This window comes from Paenibacillus suaedae (assembly GCF_032337355.1).
Lineage (GTDB): Bacteria > Bacillota > Bacilli > Paenibacillales > Paenibacillaceae > Paenibacillus_B > Paenibacillus_B suaedae.
In genome coordinates this window covers 1,349,640-1,371,367 of sequence record NZ_JAVYAA010000001.1, presented here as the reverse complement: position 1 = coordinate 1,371,367, position 21,728 = coordinate 1,349,640, and the positions used below count along the sequence as shown (strand labels likewise).

The 21,728-nt window shown below is 46.5% G+C and carries 12 protein-coding genes and 1 pseudogene; 1 reads left to right on the top strand and 12 read right to left on the bottom strand.

Features of this window, described 5'->3' with window-relative positions; all coding sequences use genetic code 11:
* Window positions 1–829 precede the first annotated feature (829 nt).
* The 5 genes from RQP50_RS06065 to cas10 are packed head-to-tail and all read right to left on the bottom strand — an operon-like array spanning window position 830 to window position 6,478.
* On the bottom strand, window positions 830–2,347 hold the full coding sequence (locus RQP50_RS06065; RefSeq protein ID WP_315743997.1) for a hypothetical protein: 1,518 nt from the start codon (window positions 2,345–2,347) through the stop codon (window positions 830–832).
* Window positions 2,310–3,320 (bottom strand): type III-A CRISPR-associated RAMP protein Csm4, encoded by a 1,011-nt coding sequence (gene csm4, locus RQP50_RS06060; RefSeq protein ID WP_315743995.1) that lies wholly within the window; start codon window positions 3,318–3,320, stop codon window positions 2,310–2,312. The genes RQP50_RS06065 and csm4 overlap by 38 nt, the downstream gene beginning before the upstream one ends.
* Window positions 3,320–4,045: a type III-A CRISPR-associated RAMP protein Csm3 gene (csm3, locus tag RQP50_RS06055; protein ID WP_315743993.1), complete on the bottom strand. Its 726-nt coding sequence runs from the start codon at window positions 4,043–4,045 to the stop codon at window positions 3,320–3,322. Before csm3 ends, csm4 begins: the two co-directional genes overlap by 1 nt.
* A complete protein-coding gene (gene csm2 / locus RQP50_RS06050; RefSeq protein ID WP_315743991.1) occupies window positions 4,039–4,539 on the bottom strand; it encodes a type III-A CRISPR-associated protein Csm2 in 501 nt (166 codons plus the stop codon). The genes csm3 and csm2 overlap by 7 nt, the downstream gene beginning before the upstream one ends.
* Complete coding sequence (gene cas10 / locus RQP50_RS06045; protein WP_315743989.1) at window positions 4,532–6,478, bottom strand: type III-A CRISPR-associated protein Cas10/Csm1; 1,947 nt, start codon at window positions 6,476–6,478, stop codon at window positions 4,532–4,534. Before cas10 ends, csm2 begins: the two co-directional genes overlap by 8 nt.
* A 1,243-nt stretch (window positions 6,479–7,721) precedes the next feature.
* Between cas10 and RQP50_RS06040 the strand changes: the two genes are divergently transcribed.
* Entirely contained in the window at window positions 7,722–7,958 is a 237-nt protein-coding gene (locus RQP50_RS06040) for a hypothetical protein (RefSeq protein ID WP_315743987.1), read from the top strand.
* A 105-nt stretch (window positions 7,959–8,063) separates the two neighbouring features.
* Here RQP50_RS06040 and RQP50_RS06035 read toward each other — a convergent pair whose 3' ends face one another.
* The 7 genes and pseudogenes from RQP50_RS06035 to RQP50_RS06005 form a co-directional block, all read right to left on the bottom strand.
* Entirely contained in the window at window positions 8,064–9,311 is a 1,248-nt protein-coding gene (locus tag RQP50_RS06035; protein ID WP_315743984.1) for an MFS transporter, read from the bottom strand.
* Between the two features lie 15 nt (window positions 9,312–9,326).
* Window positions 9,327–10,307: an aldo/keto reductase gene (locus tag RQP50_RS06030; RefSeq protein ID WP_315743982.1), complete on the bottom strand. Its 981-nt coding sequence runs from the start codon at window positions 10,305–10,307 to the stop codon at window positions 9,327–9,329.
* Window positions 10,308–10,450: 143 nt separating this feature from the next.
* A complete protein-coding gene (locus tag RQP50_RS06025; RefSeq protein ID WP_315743980.1) occupies window positions 10,451–10,825 on the bottom strand; it encodes a MerR family transcriptional regulator in 375 nt (124 codons plus the stop codon).
* 590 nt (window positions 10,826–11,415) lie between these two features.
* A pseudogene (locus RQP50_RS06020) lies at window positions 11,416–12,872 on the bottom strand (MDR family MFS transporter).
* Window positions 12,869–13,096 carry an MbtH family protein gene (locus tag RQP50_RS06015; RefSeq protein ID WP_315743978.1) on the bottom strand — a complete coding sequence of 76 codons (228 nt, stop codon included), beginning with the start codon at window positions 13,094–13,096 and terminating at the stop codon, window positions 12,869–12,871. Before RQP50_RS06015 ends, RQP50_RS06020 begins: the two are co-directional and overlap by 4 nt.
* A 187-nt stretch (window positions 13,097–13,283) precedes the next feature.
* Entirely contained in the window at window positions 13,284–20,498 is a 7,215-nt protein-coding gene (locus RQP50_RS06010) for a non-ribosomal peptide synthetase (RefSeq protein ID WP_315743977.1), read from the bottom strand.
* A 15-nt stretch (window positions 20,499–20,513) separates the two neighbouring features.
* Window positions 20,514–21,467, bottom strand: a complete 954-nt coding sequence (locus tag RQP50_RS06005) for an isochorismatase (RefSeq protein ID WP_315743976.1) — start codon at window positions 21,465–21,467, stop codon at window positions 20,514–20,516.
* Between the last annotated feature and the right edge of the window lie 261 nt (window positions 21,468–21,728).

The following is a 21,728-nucleotide window of genomic DNA, read 5'->3' as shown; positions in this document are numbered from 1 at the left end:
ATTGAAAAAAACAACTTACCTTTGAATACAATCCTCATAGGTACATTACAAACCCCATTAAATGCTCACTGTTATAGCAATTCTTAAAAACAAAATAAACGTTAACAGAAAGAATCAAACACAAATGTACCACACTTTTCCTTGACGTGATAGGCTTCTCAATCAAATTCAATTGTCGTCGATCCCCCGGGTTTACGCTTTTGGGGGTCGACGACAACATTTAAAAATTAAGATCGTTCCCGGTATAGTAAATTGAAAAGTTTTTCTATTCATCAATTAACAGCAAGTTCACTACCAATCCCTAAGGCATCGATCAATTAATAAAATTCTTAAGTGGACAATCTCTGATAAGAACAGTTATTTTGGTAAAAAATTTACATTATGAATTGATATTTTATGTTAATTTTCACTTTCCTCTATCACGTTCGAAATCTCAAAACCGCTACACGCTTTTTATTTCATGCCCTGAATTCAATCCTCATAAGTATTTTCAAACGTAACCATATATTTGAATCATTTTTCTTATTTAATTCCTTATAGGTACGTTACAAACACAACTGCTATACCAACTATTCAAATTTGAAAAGAGTGAAGTTTCAATTCCTTATAGGTACGTTACAAACCCATGAAAAGCCTACTATTATAGCCTTTCCTTAAATTAAAATAAATCTTTAACTGAAAAGCAACAACATAAATGTACCACACTTTTCCTTAAATTCAATTGTCGTCGATCCCCCGGGATTTTTGCGTTATTAGGGATCGACGACAACATTACAAATTCTAATGTCTGTATTCGATGTGATTTTAATGCTCTATATTAACAATTTCATTAAGTTACCAAATGTAAAATAGCGGCTTGCTTCTGCAATTGTAAATGTGTCATTAAGCGATTTTCCATTGTTTTAACAAAAGATTGAATAAGTCTTTTCATGCTATCTTCCCTAATCTCAACATGAAAGTCTTGCTGCAGCATACTTCCTGTATCTTCTGGCCAATTCTCTCCAACACATTCCTTGATTATTGTATCTGTAATGGTTGCCAATGCATGAACAGCTTCATTTCTTTTTCTATATAGTTTATCCATCGCAGCTCCCCAAGATCCGATTATTTCAGAACTACTCGAATTCGCCTTTATCATATCGATAAAAGCCATGCGGTCACTACTTCGGGAGATTCCCTCAAAATCAGGAAATCTGGATTGCACCTCTTCTTTTTTCCTTTCCAGATAACGAGTCCAATTCTTTCCTGAATGATTTCCTCTCACAAACTCGATCCCCATTATTTGAACAAATTTCATATATAGTAACCACTCATAAAATGAGCTGGCACTAACAGAAAAGTCCTGCCATTGTTCTCGTTCCCAAAAATAACATGCTTTCCGATAATAATCTTGAACAACCAAGCGAATATCTTTATCGTCAAGCCAATCCTCATTTTTGGTTTTAATTTTTTCACTTCCTAAATAAAGCTTGGTTAGAAGCTCACACCCTATGGTATATTCATGTTCATCCTCTGTATTCCAAGCCCTCATACCTTGCTCCCAGTGCTTCACTGCTTCTTTATAATCGAAGAGGGTCCAGTAATGGAAAGCACGAACGACATCCTCAATCTCCTTCAATACCGGTTGCAGGAAAGTAAATTGCATTGTTCGAATGATGTCTAGTGCTTGAGAAAATTGCCGGTTGTAAAGCATATTTTCGACTAATTTGAACACATCATCATAACGAAGCAAATCCGCTAATTGAATTTTTTGAACGCGGTCTCTTCGAACATCGTAATAATGCCTGTTCTTAGGGTACTTTAGACCGCTGAATGCTTCGAGCAAATGATGGCTCATTGCCGGCGTCCCGGCAGTAAAACAAGCGAGTGCTATATCAGCCTCGCTTACGCCACATTCGTTACGCAATGTATTTTCCGTTAACAATTCATTGTACAAGTACATCATTTCAGAAAGGGATGCAGGGTTGCCTTGTACTTGGATACCTTTTACAACCGGAATGCGATAGCCTAGTAAATCTGTTTTCGTAACAATATATTCAATTATTCGATATGCCCAAAAGGTATCCTTTGTGTCTTGAGGTTTTTGTTCCGTATAGAACAAAACGATTTGGTCTGGTTTATTCTGTTCGTCAGCTAAATGCTTTAAGAGATTGTTGAGAAGAGGAATTTCAATATTAGCTATTGTTTCCTCCGTATTAGACTCTAATATGCTATACCATTTTTCACAGAAATCAGAAAAACCATTAAATACTCGCTTCTGATCATCAGAGCTTTTAGTACGATCATATTTTAATTGTTTGTCCTGTACGTCAGATCCGCCCAGTGAATAGAACAGAATCTTCTTCATTAGCAGTCTCCTCTATAACTAGTGGTAGCGTCAGTGCATAAGCGTATTGCACGATTTCAGGGCGATAGTCCGAGATATTTTTGATCATGCAACCTGCAAAACTCCGATAACTCCCCTCTGGAATGGTAAAAACAGAACCGGGGACAATGCGACTCAATGGCTTCTTGAAGGGATTCTTTAAGTCACTCCAGCCCTCTCCAATCTTGCCATGCTTCGTCTTAACTCGATACCAACCATTTGCTGAATCATAGCTTGAAGGGACGCCATGGCTTAACCACATATGAGCATTGGCATGTTTATCCCATTTGTTCCACCAGTCGGTTCGATCATGAACGTCGCATATGCGAAATTGGCCGTAGCCCACACTTTTCCGTTTGCCATAACCGATTAATGCAACGCGTTCCATTAATGCAATCAATTGCTGACTATCCGTATCGCTGCGTACCGCTGCAAAAATCGACACTTTTTGTGCTTCCCCAGAGTCAGGATTAATGGGTAACGAATACTCTTCATTTGCAAACAAGCCGCCTTCTTCAAGAGTCTGCATATTGTTGCGATCTATAATGTTATGCATTGATAATCGGGTCATCCAATCACCTTGTTTGGACAGCCCCGCCATATCATGGTAGTTTCCCTCTAGCCATCTTTCAGTCCGCAGCCAGCGTAAATTTTTCTGCTTTTTAGCCTGACGCGCTTCATTCAAAGAAAATTCGGAAGCATTGCGCTTACGTGGCGGAAGCATGGGACGCGGCAACCATTCGCTTGCAAAGCCGTCAGACAAGACGAATGGAGGCATGAATGCTGCTCTCTCTTCCTCGTCATCTGGCAAAGCAAATGAATCCAGCCATTCACGAAGCTTCTTTTCCCCATGATCATAACGCATTTCCCATGCCATATGCCCAAACAGCGTATCTGCCTGCCAAGGCGTCAGAACGCTTGATTTAGGCTCTATCGTAATTTCAAGCCAGCGCATTACTGTTCACCGTCTTCTATGAATGAACGTGTATGTATGTCATATGGTTTGCCGTCAACCTTCACATTCGTAAATATAACTTTCCCGTATCCTCGTGTACCCGAACCTCCAAGATAGTCTTTTTCCAACTTAACCATCACGTCTGCCAATACTCTCAAGTTGTCTACTTCCTCGTTTCCGAATACCTCATTCCAGTCAAAATTACGCAAAACGAATTCAAAATCAAATTCGGTTCCGACCGGTACGCGTTCTTGATGCCGCGGATGACGTGCAGCTCCTGTATTGCGATTAATCGTATTTTCGGTTTTGATGTCAAGAAATTGATTGCCTAACTCTGTTTTCCGACTTATAAATAGTTGTTTCCATTCCTCTGTAAGATGGGCATCCCGAACAATCAACCGCGATGGGCCGAATTTATGATTCGGATTGCGATGCGGGCCAAATAAACGAGAGATATTGCAATTCTCTATAGAACCACCATATTTTGCCCCACTATACGGCTCTCCATTTGGATTAAACTTTCCTTCCGCTAGCTCTAACAACGATCGCATTTTACCTTTCAGCGAAGAACCCGGAATATACGGCATACCATGAATAGGCTCTACAATAATGGGATTATCAAGCCCTCCAATTTCTAATGAATCTGAGGATGCCCCAATGCGAAGGCCAGTTTCGCAACGTATGATTCCTGTTACAACCTGATAACCTAATAATCTACCTACCATTTCGACTTACCTCCGTTTTCTTTGAAATAACCCATAATACACATGAAATGATCCATAAATACTTTGTAGTGTTTCAAAGATTTTTCGGCAATCTGAACATTTCTATCTACAAAATCATACAGTATCCTAGAAGAACGGGCATCTTCGCGATTGGAATCATAACTCGCCGTAGCTCGCAATTTATATAATCTGTGTCTATTAGAATGAAAAGCCTTTTCAGAAACACTTTTATCGGCATTGACTACTTCCCAAATGGTTCGAATTTCGTTGTAATATTTGCGTAAACGTGAACTTGTGTCACCTACTAAACCCAACTTTTTCGCTACTTCTTCGGCCATTTCCACGTACAGCTCACGTCTAGGAAGACCTTCGCTATCAAAGTACCCTTCTTTTAAATAACCTTCCGGCAGCTTTATAGGATCTCGCTGTGCATCCGGGCGACCTCCAGATTGGTTCGTCCTCCCATTTTTTGAATAATTATTCCCTTTATTCATTTGCCTTTTCTCCCCTTTCTTGCATGAAATAAAAGATTCGATATATGGACGGCATCAAAAACCACCAAGTGTCTGCCTCGATCGCATGCCTGTTTCGAAGCTGGATTAACCATCTCTTGCAGGCCTCCTGAGACCGTTTCGCCTCGGTGTCGCCCTTTAAATCCGAAAAACGATTTATCGTATATGCCAGCATAGACTGATAACGCAATCCTTCCACTTTACCGCTAGCAGTAAAAGCATGCCGCATTTCAGCAAGTTGAAGCAGTTTGCGCATGAGCGAATGTGTACATCCCCCATGCTGTAACCACGTATCCCATTCTTTGGCCTTATCCCAAGCTTTTTTGAGATGCTCCCACTCCATGATCTGACCGTGCAGACAAATTTGATTCCGGCCTTCCGCATAAGCCTTGGAAAGTCTGATCTCATTCGCTGTATCCTTAGCTTCACTCAGTGATTGTTCTGCTATATGTGCAAGTGAGGCCATCGGAGTCTTCGGAGAGACAAATAATAATGCTGCGGATAATGTGACTGAGTTATTGTCTTCAACATAGAATCGAAACTGCTCGTTCAACTCCAATGCAAATTCAGGCATATCTGACCAAGGTCCTATAAAGAATAAATCGTCCCCGCCCGAAAACACTGTATACACTTTTGGAAATTGTTCTATAATTTTGGCCGTAATAATCTCTGACGTAAAAACATGCAAATTCCTGCTAATGTACATATATTCATGTAATGAATAATCGTTTTTGCATCCTTTTAGTCCAAAGGATAGTAATAATCCAAGATGATCAATATCTGCTTTTAATATCCCAAGTGCTTTTTTCCCCACAGAAGTCTCTGCCATTTCTACAAATGTCATTGTCTGCTTATCTGTAGTCGGCACATAATTAGATATACTCGATGCTTGTACCCAACCGGCTTCAATAAATTGCGGAGCATTGTCATTCCAATATTCAGTCCATATCGCATCTGGGTGTGATTTGCTTTGAGGCATCAGCAAATGCATTTCCATATTTCCCCATAATTTAAAAACCGTTCCCCCATCAGACTCTCCAGGAACAAGTTGTACACCCATTGCTTGCGGCAATCTGCTCCCTAATTCTAGTTCCATCGAACAATCGTCTACCGGAGAAATATCGTGCACCCATTGCTTATCAGACCATTCTCCAGTTGTTTGTAGCATCGATGCAAATGGCCTTGACTTTTCGCGTTGCACCCTGTTATGCAATTCCGAGATTAGTGCTGACATGGAATGGACTTGTCCTTGCTGCACTTCTATCCCAGCCATGTGCAATTGCAATTCACCTTGGAAGGTTTTAAACAAATAATGATCCATGTCCGCCTTCCATATCTGCCATAAGCACTCTCGTGGAAGAACTAACATAAAAATACCGCCCGTTGACATAAGGATACAGGCTGGGCTTAGTCCAAGCCGAGAGGTTAACGATACTGACGCGGACTGAGCCAACATTCCTAATATAAAGCTTCGAGACCGTAACCGACGAGCAATCCCTTCCTCACCTGTACGGGCAATAGCGAATAGATAAGGCTGGATGCCAGACAAATCCCCTAGAACCAATTGAAATCCTTTGCCCTGTGGATCTACTTCATGTATAGCAGCCTCAACCCGCAGCAGTTCGAACAACGACATATACGAAGTTGCTTCAGTCGCAACATTTGATACATGCTTTCTTGCCCAATTCAATAACGCGTCTATTCGACATGACCCAGGACGTTGTTTAAACTGTTCCCAATTTGAACGAATCCGATTTACCTCAGCAATCGTCAACGGCCTAATGACCATGCTGGATTCTTCGCTTCTTTGATTTGTATGTTCTTCTAAAGTCACCGTGGCCAGACGCGATCTAACTTTAACCAAGGGTTGTTCCAGCAGTGATTCCCACTTTCTCAACCAATCGCTATTATCATCTTGCACTAGTCATTTCCCTCCTCCTTCTGTTGAACTATAGAACTAGTAATATTGCACCAGTAATCATTTCGATTTCCTTTCCATTATTTCCTGCCCTTTTTCGAGGTAATTTGACACTTCTTTGCAATTTTTGGGTTATACGAAATGAGTTAAGGAGTTAAACAATGAGAGCAATAAAAAAAGAATGGTCGATTGACCATTCTAAGGAGAAAGTTATATCAGGTATAGGCTTTTCAAAATATTAGTTTATATCAAAGAGAGTGAAGTATTTGCTATTAGCGACCCATTAATTTCCTTGTATAGTGTTGTAAACTTATTTTCAGTTCTGTAATGGTTCATTCAGAATTGAAGTAATAATTCTGGACCGCCCGGAATGAGCAAATTTAATTCCTTACAGGTACTTTTAAAATTCTACGGACACCCTACCTGCCATTTGGCCATCAGTTCCTTATGTTTCAAATCCTCATAGGTACTTTTAAAACTGGCGAGTTCAATGCCTTTATCGATGAACTGTTCAAATTTCAATTCCTCATAGGTACTTTAAAAACGAAATCAAATCCACGAAGTTAAGAAGGATATGCCGTCATTTCAATTCCTCATAGGTACTTTCAAAACTTAAAGAACATGAAGCAGATGCAGGAATGGTTTTGACTGTTTCATTTCTTATTGGTACTTTCAAAACCCAGGTAAGGCTGATCCTTACTTTGGTTATGGATAGTTTCAATTCCTCATAGGTATTTTCAAAACTCGCCAATTTGCGGGCGACCTCTAGTGCGTTTTCAAGGTTTCAATTCCATATAGGTACGTCCAAATCTAGATACGATGATAGAACTTAATAAGAGTTATCATTAGTTTCAATTCCTCATAGGTACTTTCAAAACTAATCTTACAGCCTGTCTTATCAGAGATAAGGGAGTTTCAATTCCTCATAGGTACGTTCAAAACCATGGACATGGGCGACGGAATAGAGAAGACATACTTGTTTCAATTCCTCATAGGTACGTTCAAAACCCCAAAAAGTGCTGTTGCTACGCTAATTTTACTAAATGTCCCTACTTCACACAAGCTTTAGAGAGATGCTTAGACAAATCAACAAATCGAATATTTCCACATTCTATCTGCGATTCTCGCTTATTATCTCCATATTCCAATTTGTCGTCGATCCCCCGGAGTTTTTACGCTATTGGGGGTCGACAACAAAAATTCACAACGAACACCAAGCACCAGAACAAAAGTATATACATTTTAAATGCTACCACAATCTAGCAATTTAGGAGCATCTCCTATCTCCTATCCTTCAGCCTTTACGGACATCGTCGCAGGAATAGAAGATTGCCGAGATTTTACGGTCATGGCGGCCTCGCTGGCTGGAGGCCGAAGCCTACAGTGCATGCTGATACAGCGGAAATACATGCAGCATGCCGAGCAGTCCCGCAGCGGAACACATGGCGACAAGTCCTGCCGTCCGGAACAAGCGGTCTTGTAGGAGCCTTAGATCCTGTAGCCTACTTTACACACAAGAAGCTTACTTTCGTATTAGCGCCCACTTTTTCTGTAAGTGCAGGTTCCATATTCCGTTACGCCAAACCACTTAACCTTTTTTGACCCTCATCAGTAAAGATACAAAGGATTCGTGCCTAAACAAATGAAATCTTAAAATTAAACTATTCATCAAAAAGAGAAGACCGGCCAACAAAATAACCCCTTTTATGTGAATGATTCCACTTAAATATCCTCCAAGTAAAGGACCAATTAGATTTCCTAAAAATAGAGCGCTATGATAATAACCGAATGTTAAACTCTCCATTTTTTCAGGTGCATATTTTCGTATTAAACTTATTACTGATGGGAGAAGTCCACCTATAAATATCCCCATTAAAAACCTAGCGAGCAGAAACAGCACGATAGAAGAAACCAACGCTTGAGAAACATAACAAATAAAATTCCCTAACAAAGAAATGAAGAGGATAATTTCTGGACCAACTCGATCTGCTTTTCTTCCTAATATAGGAGAAAAGATCATAATAGAAACACCCGAGATAGAAACTGATAACCCTACCATGGTTGTTAAAAAGGCATCATTGTTCCACATACTTTCTACATACGTAGCCAGAAATGGTGAGGTACTCATCGTTGAAAACTGAATAAGAAATCCAACCATAAATAAAGTTCCAATCAGAGGCTTCTTTGTAATTTCCCGCAGTTCAGAAAAAAAGGTAATACGTTTATTTCTAGATGTCGAAAGTTTCAAGTTATTTGGTTCAGGTTTATTAAGTTCTGTTAAAAAGAATAAAATAAGAGCCCCTGAAATCAACAACATAGCACTAGACACATAAAGGATTTTATAAAATCCTATCCACTGCCCCAAAATTCCGCCGATTAAAGGTCCAAAAATATTTCCGGCGTAGGCACCAGATTGGGCTCCACCGAGTGCATATCCTATTTTTTCTTGAGGAGTATTCATTGTAATAAATGGAGCAGATGCAGGAATAAATCCACCGAAAATCCCTAAGAAAAATCTTAGAACTAATAAATGCAAAGCGGATGTACTATAGGTCATTAAGAATGTGGCAAACGCCATCCCAATAGCTGATCGGATAAGAATCGTTTTTCTACTCGTTCGATCTGCAATTTTCCCCCATATCGGCTGAAACAGAAAGGCGGATAAAAAAGTAGCTCCAAAAATCATCCCTGTCCAAAGTTGAATATCGGATTGAGAGTGAACTCCTAAATCATTTTTAAGATAGACTGGAATAAAAGGTATAATTAAACTAAATGCAGACATGACTAAAAATTGTGCAATGCTCAAAATATACATATTTCTTCTCCAAGCTTCCAACTCTACATCCTTCTTTCACTGATTCAACAATTTCATAGAATATACAGGATACCGATCACCTGCTGCCGAACCTAGCGGTACAGCTTTATCAATAAAATCCTTTACATCCTTTAGCAATTCAATATCTATTGCCGCTATATTTTCTTTTAAGTAGGATTTCCTTTTTGTCCCTGGTATAGGGATGATATCTTCTCCATTCGATAGCAACCATGTTAATGCGAGTTGTGCAGGACTAATGTTCAGTTGGTCTGCTATCTCCTCCAATGGTCGAATCAATGAAAGATTTTGATTGAAGTTGTCTCCCTGAAAACGTGGGGCATTCCTTCTAAAATCGTTTTCTACGAATTTATCGACCGACTTGATCTTTCCGGATAAAAAACCACGTCCCAAAGGACTATATGGAACAACAGAAATATTTAATTGACGGCAAAGGGGCAAGATTTCCTCTTCGATATCTCTAGTCCATATGGAGTATTCTGTCTGTAATGCTGATATAGGATGTACGTTTTGCGCTCGTTTTATCGTTTGAGAAGAAACTTCTGAAAGCCCAATATGTCGAACTTTCCCTTCTTCAACTAATTCTTTCATAGCACCAACAGTCTCTTCTATAGGAACTCTGGGATCTACACGATGTAGATAATAAAGATCTATGTAGTCCGTATTTAACCGTTCCAGGCTTGCTTCACAGGCCTTTTTTACATATTCCGGTCTTCCGTTGATTTCAATTACCTTCCCAGCCTCATCTCTTACAAAAGCAAATTTGGTAGCTATGTTAACCTGTTGTCTGACACTTTTCAATGCTCGACCGACTAATTCTTCGTTCGTCCCTACTCCATATTGGTCTGCTGTATCAAAAAAATTCACGCCAAGTTCTAAGGCATAATGAAGCGTAGCAATCGATTCCTCAATATTTTGATTTCCATAGTATTCTGACATTCCCATACATCCTAATCCTAAAGATGAAACCTTTAAATCTCCAATAAATCGATATTTCATTTTTTTCTCCTCCTATCTTTCTTCAACAGGAAACAGTATATCGATTAGAGTGCACTTTAAGGCAAGTAAAAATTTTTATGTTCACTAATTATCAAAAAAAGAGACCCTTCAGATTAGGGTCTCTTCAATCTTATTAATTTGTATTACTTAGCTTTTTCCTCCAACTTCTTATAGTAGTCAATTTTTTCATTAATCTTGGTTAAATTATTCTCTAGTCGCCTAATTTGGTTAAGAACATATTCTTGATGAGCTTCTAATAGTTCTCGTCTTTCAGTCACGGTAGAATCACCTTGATGTCTTAGTTCTGAAAATTTTTGCATATCCCTTATAGGCATTTCTGTGTTACGTAACCTAATGAGAAAATCTATCCATAAAATATCGGTCTTTGAGTATTTACGATATCCATTTTCATCCCTTTCAATCCCCTCTAAAAGACCAATTTTTTCATAATAGCGTAGAGTATGAGAACTAAGACCAGTGATTAAGGATATGTCCTGAATAGGTAATCGATTTTCCATGATTTGATTATACTACACTTGCCTTATAGTTCACTCAAAGAGATTGGTAGATTCAATATCAGCAAGACTATCAGCCGACGCTGGACGACTATCCCTCCCGAAAAACCTTGATACCTTAATGTTTTTCGATCCTCAGTGGAATATGTTTCTACTTCGTATAGGTACGTTCAAAACGTTGAAGGAAGAAGAAAAGACGCTTCGAGATAAGCTGTTTCAATTCCTTATAGGTACGTTCAAAACTGGACATACGCGGATGTATGGATTACGGGATATCGGTTTCAATTCCTTATAGGTACGTTCAAAACCCATAAAGTGTTGCTATTACGCTAATGTTACTAAATGTCTCTACTTCACACAAGCTTTAGAGAGGTGATTAGAAGACAGAATAAATCGAATATTTTCACATTCAATCTGCGATTTTCGCTTCCTATCTCCATATTTCAATTTGTCGTCGATCCCCCGGGTTTTATGCGCTATTGGGGGTCGACGACAATAATTCACAACGAACACCAACACTTGTACAATAGTATATACACTGTAATGCTACCACAAATCTAGCTTTTCAGGATACTTCCTTTATCCTTTATCCTCTATCCTTCAGCCTTTACAGGCTTTGCCGCAGGAGTGGAAGATTGCCGAGATTTCATGGTCGCGGCGGCGTCGCTGTCCTTAATTCGGAAGGCGGCACATAAGCCAAAAAGCAGAAATGCAGCTGCACCGAGCAGGGCGGTACGGTAAGCGAGAAGATTCATTTCAAGCTGTCCAGCATTGGCAGCTTCGACTGCTCCTTTCGTTAGTTGGCCAGCCATGATGGCGGACAATATGGCCATTCCTACGGCTGGTCCTAGTCTGTTCTGAACCGCGAACCAAGTGGTAGCACGCCCCATTGAGGCTGGAGGTACGTTGGAGAAGGCCGCAATCTGAACGGCTCCGACTGTATGTCCTAAGCACAGGCCGACCGCGAACAGCATGCCTCGTATGAGCCATGGGTTTGTTCCCGCTCCAACCATGCTTAGCAGTACAAAGATTGCCGATGTGCAGAGCAGCCCGACAATAATGATCCGCTTGGGCCCGTATTTTGGATAAAACCACGGTACAAGCTGCGATGACACCATAAGTCCCAAGGCCTCGGGGAAAGTCGTCAAGCCGGCATCTAAGGCCGAAGCCTGCAGCGCATGCTGATACATGAGCGGAAATACATACAGCATGCCGAGCAGTCCCGCAGCGGAACACATGGCGACAAGTCCTGCCGTCCGGAACAAACGGTCTTGTAAGAGCCTCAACTCTAGTAACGGCTGCTGTACTCGCAATTCAACGAAGACCAGTGCTGCCAGCAACACCGTTCCCACACTGCCCGCAACGATTATTAAAAGTGAACTCCAGCCCTGCAGCGGACCTTGGCTAAGCGCATACATCACCAGTCCGAGTCCTGGTGCCGACAACAGGACGCCTGGAATATCCAGACGGCCCGCCTCTGGCTCTTTGTGCTCCTGCAAGTACAGAAGCCAAGCAGCAAAGCAGCAATTCCAAGCGGCAAATTCACATAAAAAATCCAGCGCCATGAAAGATGCTCGACCATCACACCACTCAGGATTGGCCCTACTGCAGGTGCAATTGCGATTGGCAGCACGAGCGACCGTGAGATTTTGGCCCGTTCCTGAGGAGGGAATGTCCGGAACAGCATCGCCATTCCGAGTGGAGTAATTAAACCTCCCCCAATCCCCTGCAGGATGCGGTAGAAGATCAGAGAATGTACATCTCCAGCCGTTCCACATAGCACCGACGCACCAGTAAATATCGCAAGTGCGAGCAAGAAGATGCGCTTGGTGCCCCATCTGTCTCCCAGCCAGCCTGCCAACGGGAGAACGATCGCAATGCTTACCAGGTATCCTACGTTAAGCGCTCCCGATGCGGCTGGCGGAATGTGAAACTCGTCGCTTATCGTTTTCAGCGCAACGTTGAGGATAGTCGCATCCATGGCAACCACGAACATGGCTGCCACGTACACGATGCACACTGCTTTTTTCGGATCCAAGCGCCTGCTCATTGAGCCTCTTCCAGCACAGATGTCACTGACGCCACTAAGCTTCGGGGCCTCATATCTATCCAATGCAAATTAATATATTCGATGCTCTCTTCCCGAGAAGCAGGGCCAAGAACCTTGCACCAGCCCTCAGGTACGGCCGCGAAAGCTGGCCAGATCGAATATTGCTCCTCATCATTTCGCAGCACCAAAAACGAGCCGTCTGCTTGCTCAAAAGGATTTGCCATTTTGCAACCCCTTCCCTTCATTAAGTTGTTTCATGTGAATTTCATTGAAAATAATTAGTTCGCACTTTGCCACGAATATATTGATCCCTTGTTCCCCTTCCCCTTAACTTGCTCAACTAATCACTTCAAAGGGAAGATGGTCTCCTAAAAATAGAGGATACAGAGAATACCCGATACAGAGGATAACCTACACATGGATTTCAGAAACGTCCTTCCTACTGCTCGCATTTCGAAGCTTCTCTAGGATGCTTGCCCCAATTTCAGCTAGAGGCCCTGGCTGGCATAAATCTTTATGCCGGCATGCAATATCATGGCGTTCGATACGGCCGCCCACATAAGGAATCCACATCTCCGGCTCAATCGGATCGAACCAGTCTGGAATGATCGTCGAGCGGAAGAACAACAGATCTCCCTCGTACCTTCTCGGCACATAAGCACCCAACAGGCGAACCGAATTCTCATACGTAACCTTCAAATTCATAATCGTCGCTTCATCCAGCGTAGCCAAGGCGCTGCTATCACTGCGCAAAATGCGGATTGCGCTTGCAATCGTCAGCGGCTCATCGCCGATACTGTCGCGGTCATAACCTCCCAAGGCAAGCAGGGCGGTCAGCGCCTCCTCCTCATCCGGTTCCCCCCGAATCGGCAAGTAGTGGCTCGGGTAGGCGTCCAGCATCGCCAGAAACGCAACCTCTTCCCCTTCTTCTTGCAGCTGCACGGCCATCGCATGCGCGACATTGCCGCCCAGCGACCAGCCCAGCAAGCGGTACGGCCCCTGCGGTTGAATCATGCGGATATGGCGAATATAGTCAGCCGTCATCTCGTCCAGTGTCTGCGGAAGCTCCTCAGCCTGTGCAATTCCGCGTGCCTGCAAGCCGTAAATCGGGTAATTTACACCAAGTTGCTTCATTAATCCGGCATAGCACCAGCTCAAGCCACCTGCCGGATGGACGCAGAACAGCGGGATCTCTTCGCCATGCGTCCGCAGCGGCAGCAGCACTTGGAGCGCGCTGTTCCCGCTGTCCCGATCCAGCTCCATTCGCTCCGCAAGGCCGGACACAGTTGGCGCCTCGAACAATACCGCAATGCTAAGCTCTCGTCCAAGCGCTTCGCGGATACGGCTGATGAGCCGAACCGCAAGCAGTGAGTGTCCTCCCAGCTCGAAAAAGCTGTCATCGATTCCGACGCGGCGATGGCCAAGCACTTCGGCGAACAAATCACAAAGCACCTCTTCATGCGGCGTTCTCGGATTTCGCCCATCTGCATCAAGAGCAATATCGGGCGCGGGAAGCGCCTTGCGATCCAGCTTGCCATTCGGCGTAAGCGGCAGTGCATCCAGCCCTATAATGGCTGATGGCACCATGTAATCGGGAAGCATGGAAGCCGCATGTCGGCGCAGCTCTGCCGCATCCCAAGGGGCATTTGCAGCAGGAACCACATAGGCCACAAGCCGCTTGTCACCTGGGTTGTCCTCCCGCACAATGACCGCCGCCTGAGCTACGCTTGGATGTCTGGCAAGCACGACTTGAATCTCGCCCAGCTCGATGCGGAAGCCGCGAATTTTTACCTGATGATCGGCACGTCCCAAATAATCCAGTCCTCCACCAATCACGCGCTTCGCCAAGTCTCCGGTGCGGTACATTCTGCTACCAGGCGGACCGAATGGATCGGCCACAAATCGCTCCGCCGTCAAGCCCGGCCGGCCCCAATAGCCGCGCGCCAAGCCTGCTCCGGATACGTACATTTCACCTGTTACCCCATACGGTACGGGCTGCAGTGCATCATCCAGCACATACACCCTCAAATCCGGAATCGATCCGCCGATCAGGCTGGATGCTCCCGGAACGTCGCTATTGCGATTCAGCTCATTGAAGCTGACATGAACTGTCGTCTCCGTAATCCCGTACATATTAATAAGCCGCGGCGCATCATCCGCATGCCGTTCATACCAATCTCTCAGACGACCCAACTCTAATGCCTCTCCTCCGAAAACGATATAGCGCAGAGACAGCGCTTGCCCGAGGTTCGGATGCTCCCTGTCCGCCTGCATGAGTTGATAGAAAGCAGACGGCGTCTGATTCAGCACCGTTACCCCCTCCTGCACGAGCAGACCCAAGAACTCCTCTGGCGATCTGCTGACAGCGTGAGGCACGATGACAAGTCGGCCCCCATGCAGCAGCGCGCCCCATATTTCCCATACCGAGAAGTCGAAGGCATAAGAATGGAACAACGTCCATACATCATCGGCGCCAAAATGGAACCAATGCTCGGTTGCGGAGAACAGCCGCACCACGTTCTGATGCGGAACAAGCACACCCTTCGGTTTGCCCGTCGAGCCGGACGTATAAATGATATAGGCCGGACTGTAAGGAGAGAGCTTGCGCCTGCACGTCTGCTCTATAGGATCAGATTCGGAACAGCTTGCTAACTGGCGCATCACTTCTGGATCATCCAGTAGGATGCGCGGCACAGCCCCCATCCCTCCATCCGGGAGCTTGTCAATCGTGAGCCGATCCGTCACGATACATACAGGGCCTGCGTCCTCCAGCATATAGGCAAGCCGTTCCGCTGGATAATCAGGATCAAGCGGCAAGTAGGCTGCACCTGCCTTTAATACAGCCAATACACCGACGATCATTTCCATCGACCTTGGCAAAGCAAGCGCTACAATATGCTCTGGCCCTACCCTGTGCTCCATCAACAGATGCGCCAAGCGGTTTGCCTGTTTGTTCAATTGTCCATATGTTAAAGTCATGCCTTCATGAACAACAGCAATGGCCTGCGGCGAACGGGCAGCCTGCGCTTCAAACAATTGCGGAATTGTGGCCTGCGCAGCATCTGGGGCAGATGAACTCCATGCCAGCCAATCCTGCGCTAGATCATGCCGCTCATCTGGCAGCAATATATCAATTTCTCCAATCGGTTTGCTTGGTTCTAAGGCGATGCTTTCCAATATGCGCGCATAACGCGCAGCGAGCATTTCAACCGTATCGCGCTTGAACAAGTCTGCGCTGAACTCCACAATCCCATCCAGACCATCTGGCGCTCCATCTGCATTGCGGCGCTCGTTCAATTCCCAAGTCAAATCGAACTTCGCCGTACCCACGCTCTCAAGCTGCAGGCTCGACGACAAGCCTGGGAATTCCAGCGACGCTTCCGGTGTATTCTGCAGCACGAGCATGATTTGGAAAAGCGGATGCCTAGCGCGCGAACGAACCGGATTCAATATTTCCACAAGGCGCTCGAAAGGCACATCCTGATGCTCATACGCCTCTAAACTGACCTTGCGTACTCTCGATAGCAGCTCTTCGAAGCCTGGATTGCCCGACGTGTCGGTGCGAATGACAAGTGTATTGATGAACAGACCGATCAAACCGTCAAGCGCATCATCATTACGACCTGAGATCGGACTGCCAAGCGGAATATCATTGCCCGCTCCAAGTCGGGTGAACAGCACGGCCAATGCAGCCTGCAGCACCATGAACAAGCTGGCCCGATTGCCTCGCGCAAGCTCTGTCAGCCGACCATGCAGTACGGGATCAATTTGCAGCTGGACGGTGCCTCCCTGATGACTGGCTGCCGCAGGTCTCAGATAATCCGTAGGCATTTCCAGCTCCTCTGGCAATCCCTTCAGAGCTTCCGTCCAGTAATCGAGCTGGCGCGCAATCAGACTGTCCGCTTGATCGGTGCTTCCAAGCAGCTGTTCCTGCCACAGCGCATAATCAGCATATTGGACAGGAAGCCGTGTCCACGCCGGCGCCTCGCCCCGGCAACGAGCCTCGTACGCAATCGACAAATCACGAGTCAACGGCGTGAGCGACCAGCCATCGCCTGCAATATGATGCAGCAGCAGCAAGAGCACCTGCTCGTTCGCCGCCGTTCGGAGCAAGTGAACTCGCAGCGACGGCTCCTCCGAGAGACGGAAGCTGTATCGTACTGCTTCCTCTAGCTTGCCGTTCAGTTTCTGCTCGCTTACGTCCAGCACCTCGAACGGTATTTGTACATCCTTTGAATTCAGTATCAGTTGACTTGAGGTGCCATTCTCATCCGGGAAAATCGTGCGCAGTGTCTCATGACGATCCACCACATCATAAACAGCCGCCTGCAGCGCCTCGACATTCAGCTCTCCCGACATTCGGGCAACGAGCGGAATATTGTAAGTAGGCGTTGCCCCCTCCAGCCGGTACAGAAACCATAGTCGCTGCTGGGCAAAAGAAAGCGGCAGCCGCTCAGGCCGCTTGCCTAAGCTCGCGCGAATGGCTGGTCTCTGCTCCTGTGCAGAATCGAGACGCCGCACGAGAGACGCTGCGGTAGGCGCTTCGAACAGGCTTCCGATATTCATCTCAACGCCGAATGCCTCTCGCACACGCACCATAACTCGTCCCGCGAGCAAGGAATGTCCGCCGAGAGCGAAGAAATCATCATCGATGCTTACGCGAGCAAGCCCCAGCACCTCTGCGAATAAGGCGCATATGATTTCCTCTTGCGGTGTGCGCGGTTCGCGTCCCGCTGCTGCGGCAGCGCGATCTGGTGCAGGCAGAGCTTTGCGGTCGATTTTGCGATTCGGTGTAAGCGGCATCGCGTCAAGAACAACGAAAGCGGACGGCACCATGTAATCCGGAAGCTTCCTGACTGCATATTGACGCAGTTCTGCAGGTTCAAGTCCAGACGATGATGATGGAACCACATAAGCCGCCAACCGTCGTTCACCCGCATGATCCTCATAAAGCGTAACCGCTGCTTGTGAGATATCAGGATGGGCACCCAACAGCGACTCGATTTCACCGGTTTCGATCCGGAATCCGCGCAGCTTCACTTGGTGATCCGCACGTCCCAAATAATCGATCGTGCCGTCTGCCAACCAACGCACCATATCTCCTGTACGATACATTCGCGTACCAGGAGAACCGAATGGATCGGCAACGAAGCGCTCAGCAGTCAAATCCGCACGCCCCAAGTATCCGCGCGCAAGTCCGGCGCCTACAATATACAGTTCTCCCGCTACCCCAGGAGGCACTGGCTCCAATGAACTGTCGAGCACATACAGCCTTGTATTCCGAATTGGCCGCCCGATAGACGGCTTGTTCGTAGGACTATGATCAAGCAGCCCCGCGGTCGAATAAATCGTCGTTTCCGTCGGGCCATATTGGTTGTTGACCTCGCCGTTCAACTCCTGCAGCGCCAGCTTCAATGCGAGCGGGATCGCCTCGCCGCCCGTAATCATCTTGAGCCCGGCGAATCGTTCTGGCCTGCTGTCGGCAAGTGCCTGCCACAGTGTAGGAGTCGCCTGCATAATCGTTGCGCCTGTTGCCGCAATGCGGCTTGCCAGTGCAGACGGATCTAGAATCGTTTCCTTGCGGGCAATGTCGAGTACAGATCCGGATATAAGCGGCAGCAGCAGCTCCATTACGGATATGTCAAATGATATCGTAGTGACGGATAGCATCCGATCTTGCTGACTCAGCGCCAACCGTGCCTTCATGTCATGCAGCAGATTGGCCAAGCCGCCAAATGTAAGCATGACCCCCTTCGGCTTCCCAGTAGAGCCGGAAGTGTAAATGACATATGAAATATGCGATGCTGAAATTGCCTTGATCCTGTCCTCATCCGTAGGATTGTAAGCAGGTGATTCCTCCAGGGCGTCTATCGTTGCCGATTCATCCAGCACGATGGTCTTCCTGCTGCATGGGAGCAAGCTCGCGGACGTCTCCTTCGTCGCAATCAGACAGATCGGATCAGCATCCTCCAGCATATAGGCGAGCCGTTCGGATGGATAGTCCGGATCAAGCGGCAAATAAGCTGCTCCTGTCTTATGGATAGCCAATATGGCGATGACCGCTTCCACCGAGCGTGGGAGAGACAGCGCCACAATACGATCGGGCCCGACACCGCAGGAAATGAGATAATGGGCAAGCCGATTCGCCTTCTCATTCAACTCTCCATATCGAAGCTGTTCGTCCTCGCACACGACCGCAACTGCTTCAGGAGCGTGCTCCACCTGTTCCTCAAACAACTCTGGCACACTTATGCTCGGCACATCATGTGCAGTATCGTTCCACTCCTCAAGCACCTGTCGGCGTTCCTCAGGCGTAATCACCGGAAGCTGTCCAATAGGCCGATTCGATTCGGCATGTGCAATCTCATCCAATAGATGCAGGAAGCGCTTTTGATGGGCATATAGCTCGTCCAAGCTATAGATTTCGGGATTCGCGTCGAAGTCGAGACGCAGACCGCTGCCATCCGCATGGCTGTATACGTTAATCGTCAAATCATCAACAGGCCCTGCGGACAGGTTGCTGACTTTGCCGCGATAGCCTGCGAAGCTGACATCCTCGACAAAAGGCATGACATTAATGAGCGGGCCGATTAACCTGCGATTGTCGCCAAGCAGCTTCAAGTCTCTGCGCAAATCCTGATGGCGATACCCTTGATGACGCCGAATCATGCGGATCTCACGTGTCACCTCACGCAGCAGATCGCCAAGGCTTCTCTCCGGACTTACCTCCACACGCAGCGGAAGCAAATTCATGACCATACCAGGAACGCGCAATGCGGCTGATCCTAGTCGGCACATTACAGGCAGACCAAGAATGATCTCCTCTTCCTGTGTCAACCGATGCACATATATCGCGGTTGCTGCTGCGAGAACATCCGGCCAGCTTGTTCCCGATTCAGCTGCAATCGACTGCCATCCGCTCACGGTGGCAGCCGGAATATGCGCAGTGCGGCGTACGAAGTGACGGGCAGTTCGCTGTGCAGGTCCTCCAAGGCTAACTGCTTCCGGCCTGTCGGAGAAGCGCTCCAGCCAGAATTCCCGGTCACGCTTCATCTGTTCCGATAAACGATATGCTGCATCTTCCTCCAAAATGGATTGCAAGGAACCGAACGTTCCGGCTCCATTCGGAAGATCATAGGTTAATGCTGTATAGTTTTGCGCCACACGCTGCATCAGCAATGCTGCACCGAATCCGTCAATGACAATATGGTGAATGCGCTGATACCAGAGGTACCGCTCGGTCTCGATCTTAAACAGTGCCTCCGTGAAGAGAGGCCCCGTATGCAAATCAACGGGCTTCTCCATATCGCGGTTCATCCACGCTCGGGCTGTGCCTTCAGGGTCAACCTCTCTGCTTAGATCAATCATGTGCAGCACCCAGTCGTCTGTGGGGACGATCTTCTGCCATGGACCGTCTGCATCCTCTCCAAAGCGGACATGCAGCGCCTCGGCCTCTGTCACCGCCTGGCGCAGAGCCGCTTCGAAGCGAGCAGAATCTATCGGCCCGCGGATGTCCACACATTCAGCGGTGTTGAATATAGGGTTGTCAGGATCGAGCTGCTGCGCGAACCAGATTCCTGCCTGAGCCCCTGATAGTGGCCATCGTTCCTTCTCCTGATCGTGCATGATGATGACCTCCTTTTATATCGAGTAATAATCATAATTAGGCACCGAGTTACTGCTGAGCTTGGCGGACAAGAGCTCCCACCAGCTTGCTACCGTCGGCCGTTCCGCCAATTCCACAAAGCTTACCGCAATGCTGCTGCGCTTCCAACGTTCCACTAAGCTCATAATCCGAATGGAGTCCAACCCCCATTGCGTGATTAGATTTTCTTGATCGCCAATCGCAGATGGCTCCTCCTGCAGCAGCTGCGCAACCGCGTCGCGCACAGATTGCAGTGTTACCGAACAACCCGCTTCTGCTCCAGCTGTTTCCTCTGCTTCCTGCTCGCCAGCATGCCGATTAAAAGCGTTCAGAACCCGTTCCGTCGTTGCCACCACTGCACAACGCTCAGCCGCATAATTTAACGCCATGCGATGCTTATCGAGCGAAAAATCAGCTACCGCATCTGCAATGAGGAACGGCTGGACATCCTGCATAAATGCCTCGCACGAGGTCATCAGGCAGCCAATATGCGCGTAAATCCCACATACGAGCAGTTGATCCCGTCCGCGTTCCCGTAATATTTCAAGCAAATTCGTTTTCTGAAAGGCACTGTACCGCCATTTTGTCACGAGAATATCGTTCACCCGCGGCGCCAGCTCGTCTACGAACTTTTTCTGGTATGGCCCATCATTAATGCCCGACCCCCAGAAGTCTTGCAGCAATCCGCGCTGCTCAGGACTCTGCCCCCCTGGCTGCGCCGAATACACGACAGGTATGCCAAGCTCCGAACAGCGTTCGCGCAGCTCCTTAATATTCGCAATCAGTTCGACCAGCGGCGATTCGCCCGCCTCATAGGCATCGACGAAATACTGCTGCATGTCATGGATAAGCAGTACGGCACGGCTTGGATCCGGACTCCAGTCGACCCTGTTCTCTGGCAACTCTGCCTCACTTGGCATTCGATATGGAAGGATAGTAGGAAGACCCATCATTTCTCCTCTTTTCACTAGTTTTTATGGATAAACTCTGCAACAACACGAGACATTTTCATGAACACGAAACCTCATTACTTTTTACATACTCCAATAGAACTTCCATAGTGCTGCTTCTAACGAATCGGCGACATTCTCAGACAGTTCTGTAAGTACTCCTTTTGATCCTATAGGTGGGTATTTTTGGGGTACTCTTCAGGCACCTCTTTAGCAACTTCTTCTGGCACTTTTCCAGCACCTTCATTAGGCTCTTATCAA

What these genes read in the sequence shown, in the direction of transcription:
- csm4 (WP_315743995.1), bottom strand. Translation starts at nt 3,320, where the DNA reads ATGCGCTGGCTTGAAATTACGATAGAGCCTAAATCAAGCGTTCTGACG.
- RQP50_RS06015 (WP_315743978.1), bottom strand. Translation starts at nt 13,096, where the DNA reads ATGGCAAATCCTTTTGAGCAAGCAGACGGCTCGTTTTTGGTGCTGCGA.
- csm2 (WP_315743991.1), bottom strand. Translation starts at nt 4,539, where the DNA reads ATGAATAAAGGGAATAATTATTCAAAAAATGGGAGGACGAACCAATCT.
- csm3 (WP_315743993.1), bottom strand. Translation starts at nt 4,045, where the DNA reads ATGGTAGGTAGATTATTAGGTTATCAGGTTGTAACAGGAATCATACGT.
- RQP50_RS06025 (WP_315743980.1), bottom strand. Translation starts at nt 10,825, where the DNA reads ATGGAAAATCGATTACCTATTCAGGACATATCCTTAATCACTGGTCTT.
- RQP50_RS06040 (WP_315743987.1), top strand. Translation starts at nt 7,722, where the DNA reads ATGCTACCACAATCTAGCAATTTAGGAGCATCTCCTATCTCCTATCCT.
- RQP50_RS06005 (WP_315743976.1), bottom strand. Translation starts at nt 21,467, where the DNA reads ATGGGTCTTCCTACTATCCTTCCATATCGAATGCCAAGTGAGGCAGAG.
- RQP50_RS06010 (WP_315743977.1), bottom strand. Translation starts at nt 20,498, where the DNA reads ATGCACGATCAGGAGAAGGAACGATGGCCACTATCAGGGGCTCAGGCA.
- RQP50_RS06065 (WP_315743997.1), bottom strand. Translation starts at nt 2,347, where the DNA reads ATGAAGAAGATTCTGTTCTATTCACTGGGCGGATCTGACGTACAGGAC.
- RQP50_RS06030 (WP_315743982.1), bottom strand. Translation starts at nt 10,307, where the DNA reads ATGAAATATCGATTTATTGGAGATTTAAAGGTTTCATCTTTAGGATTA.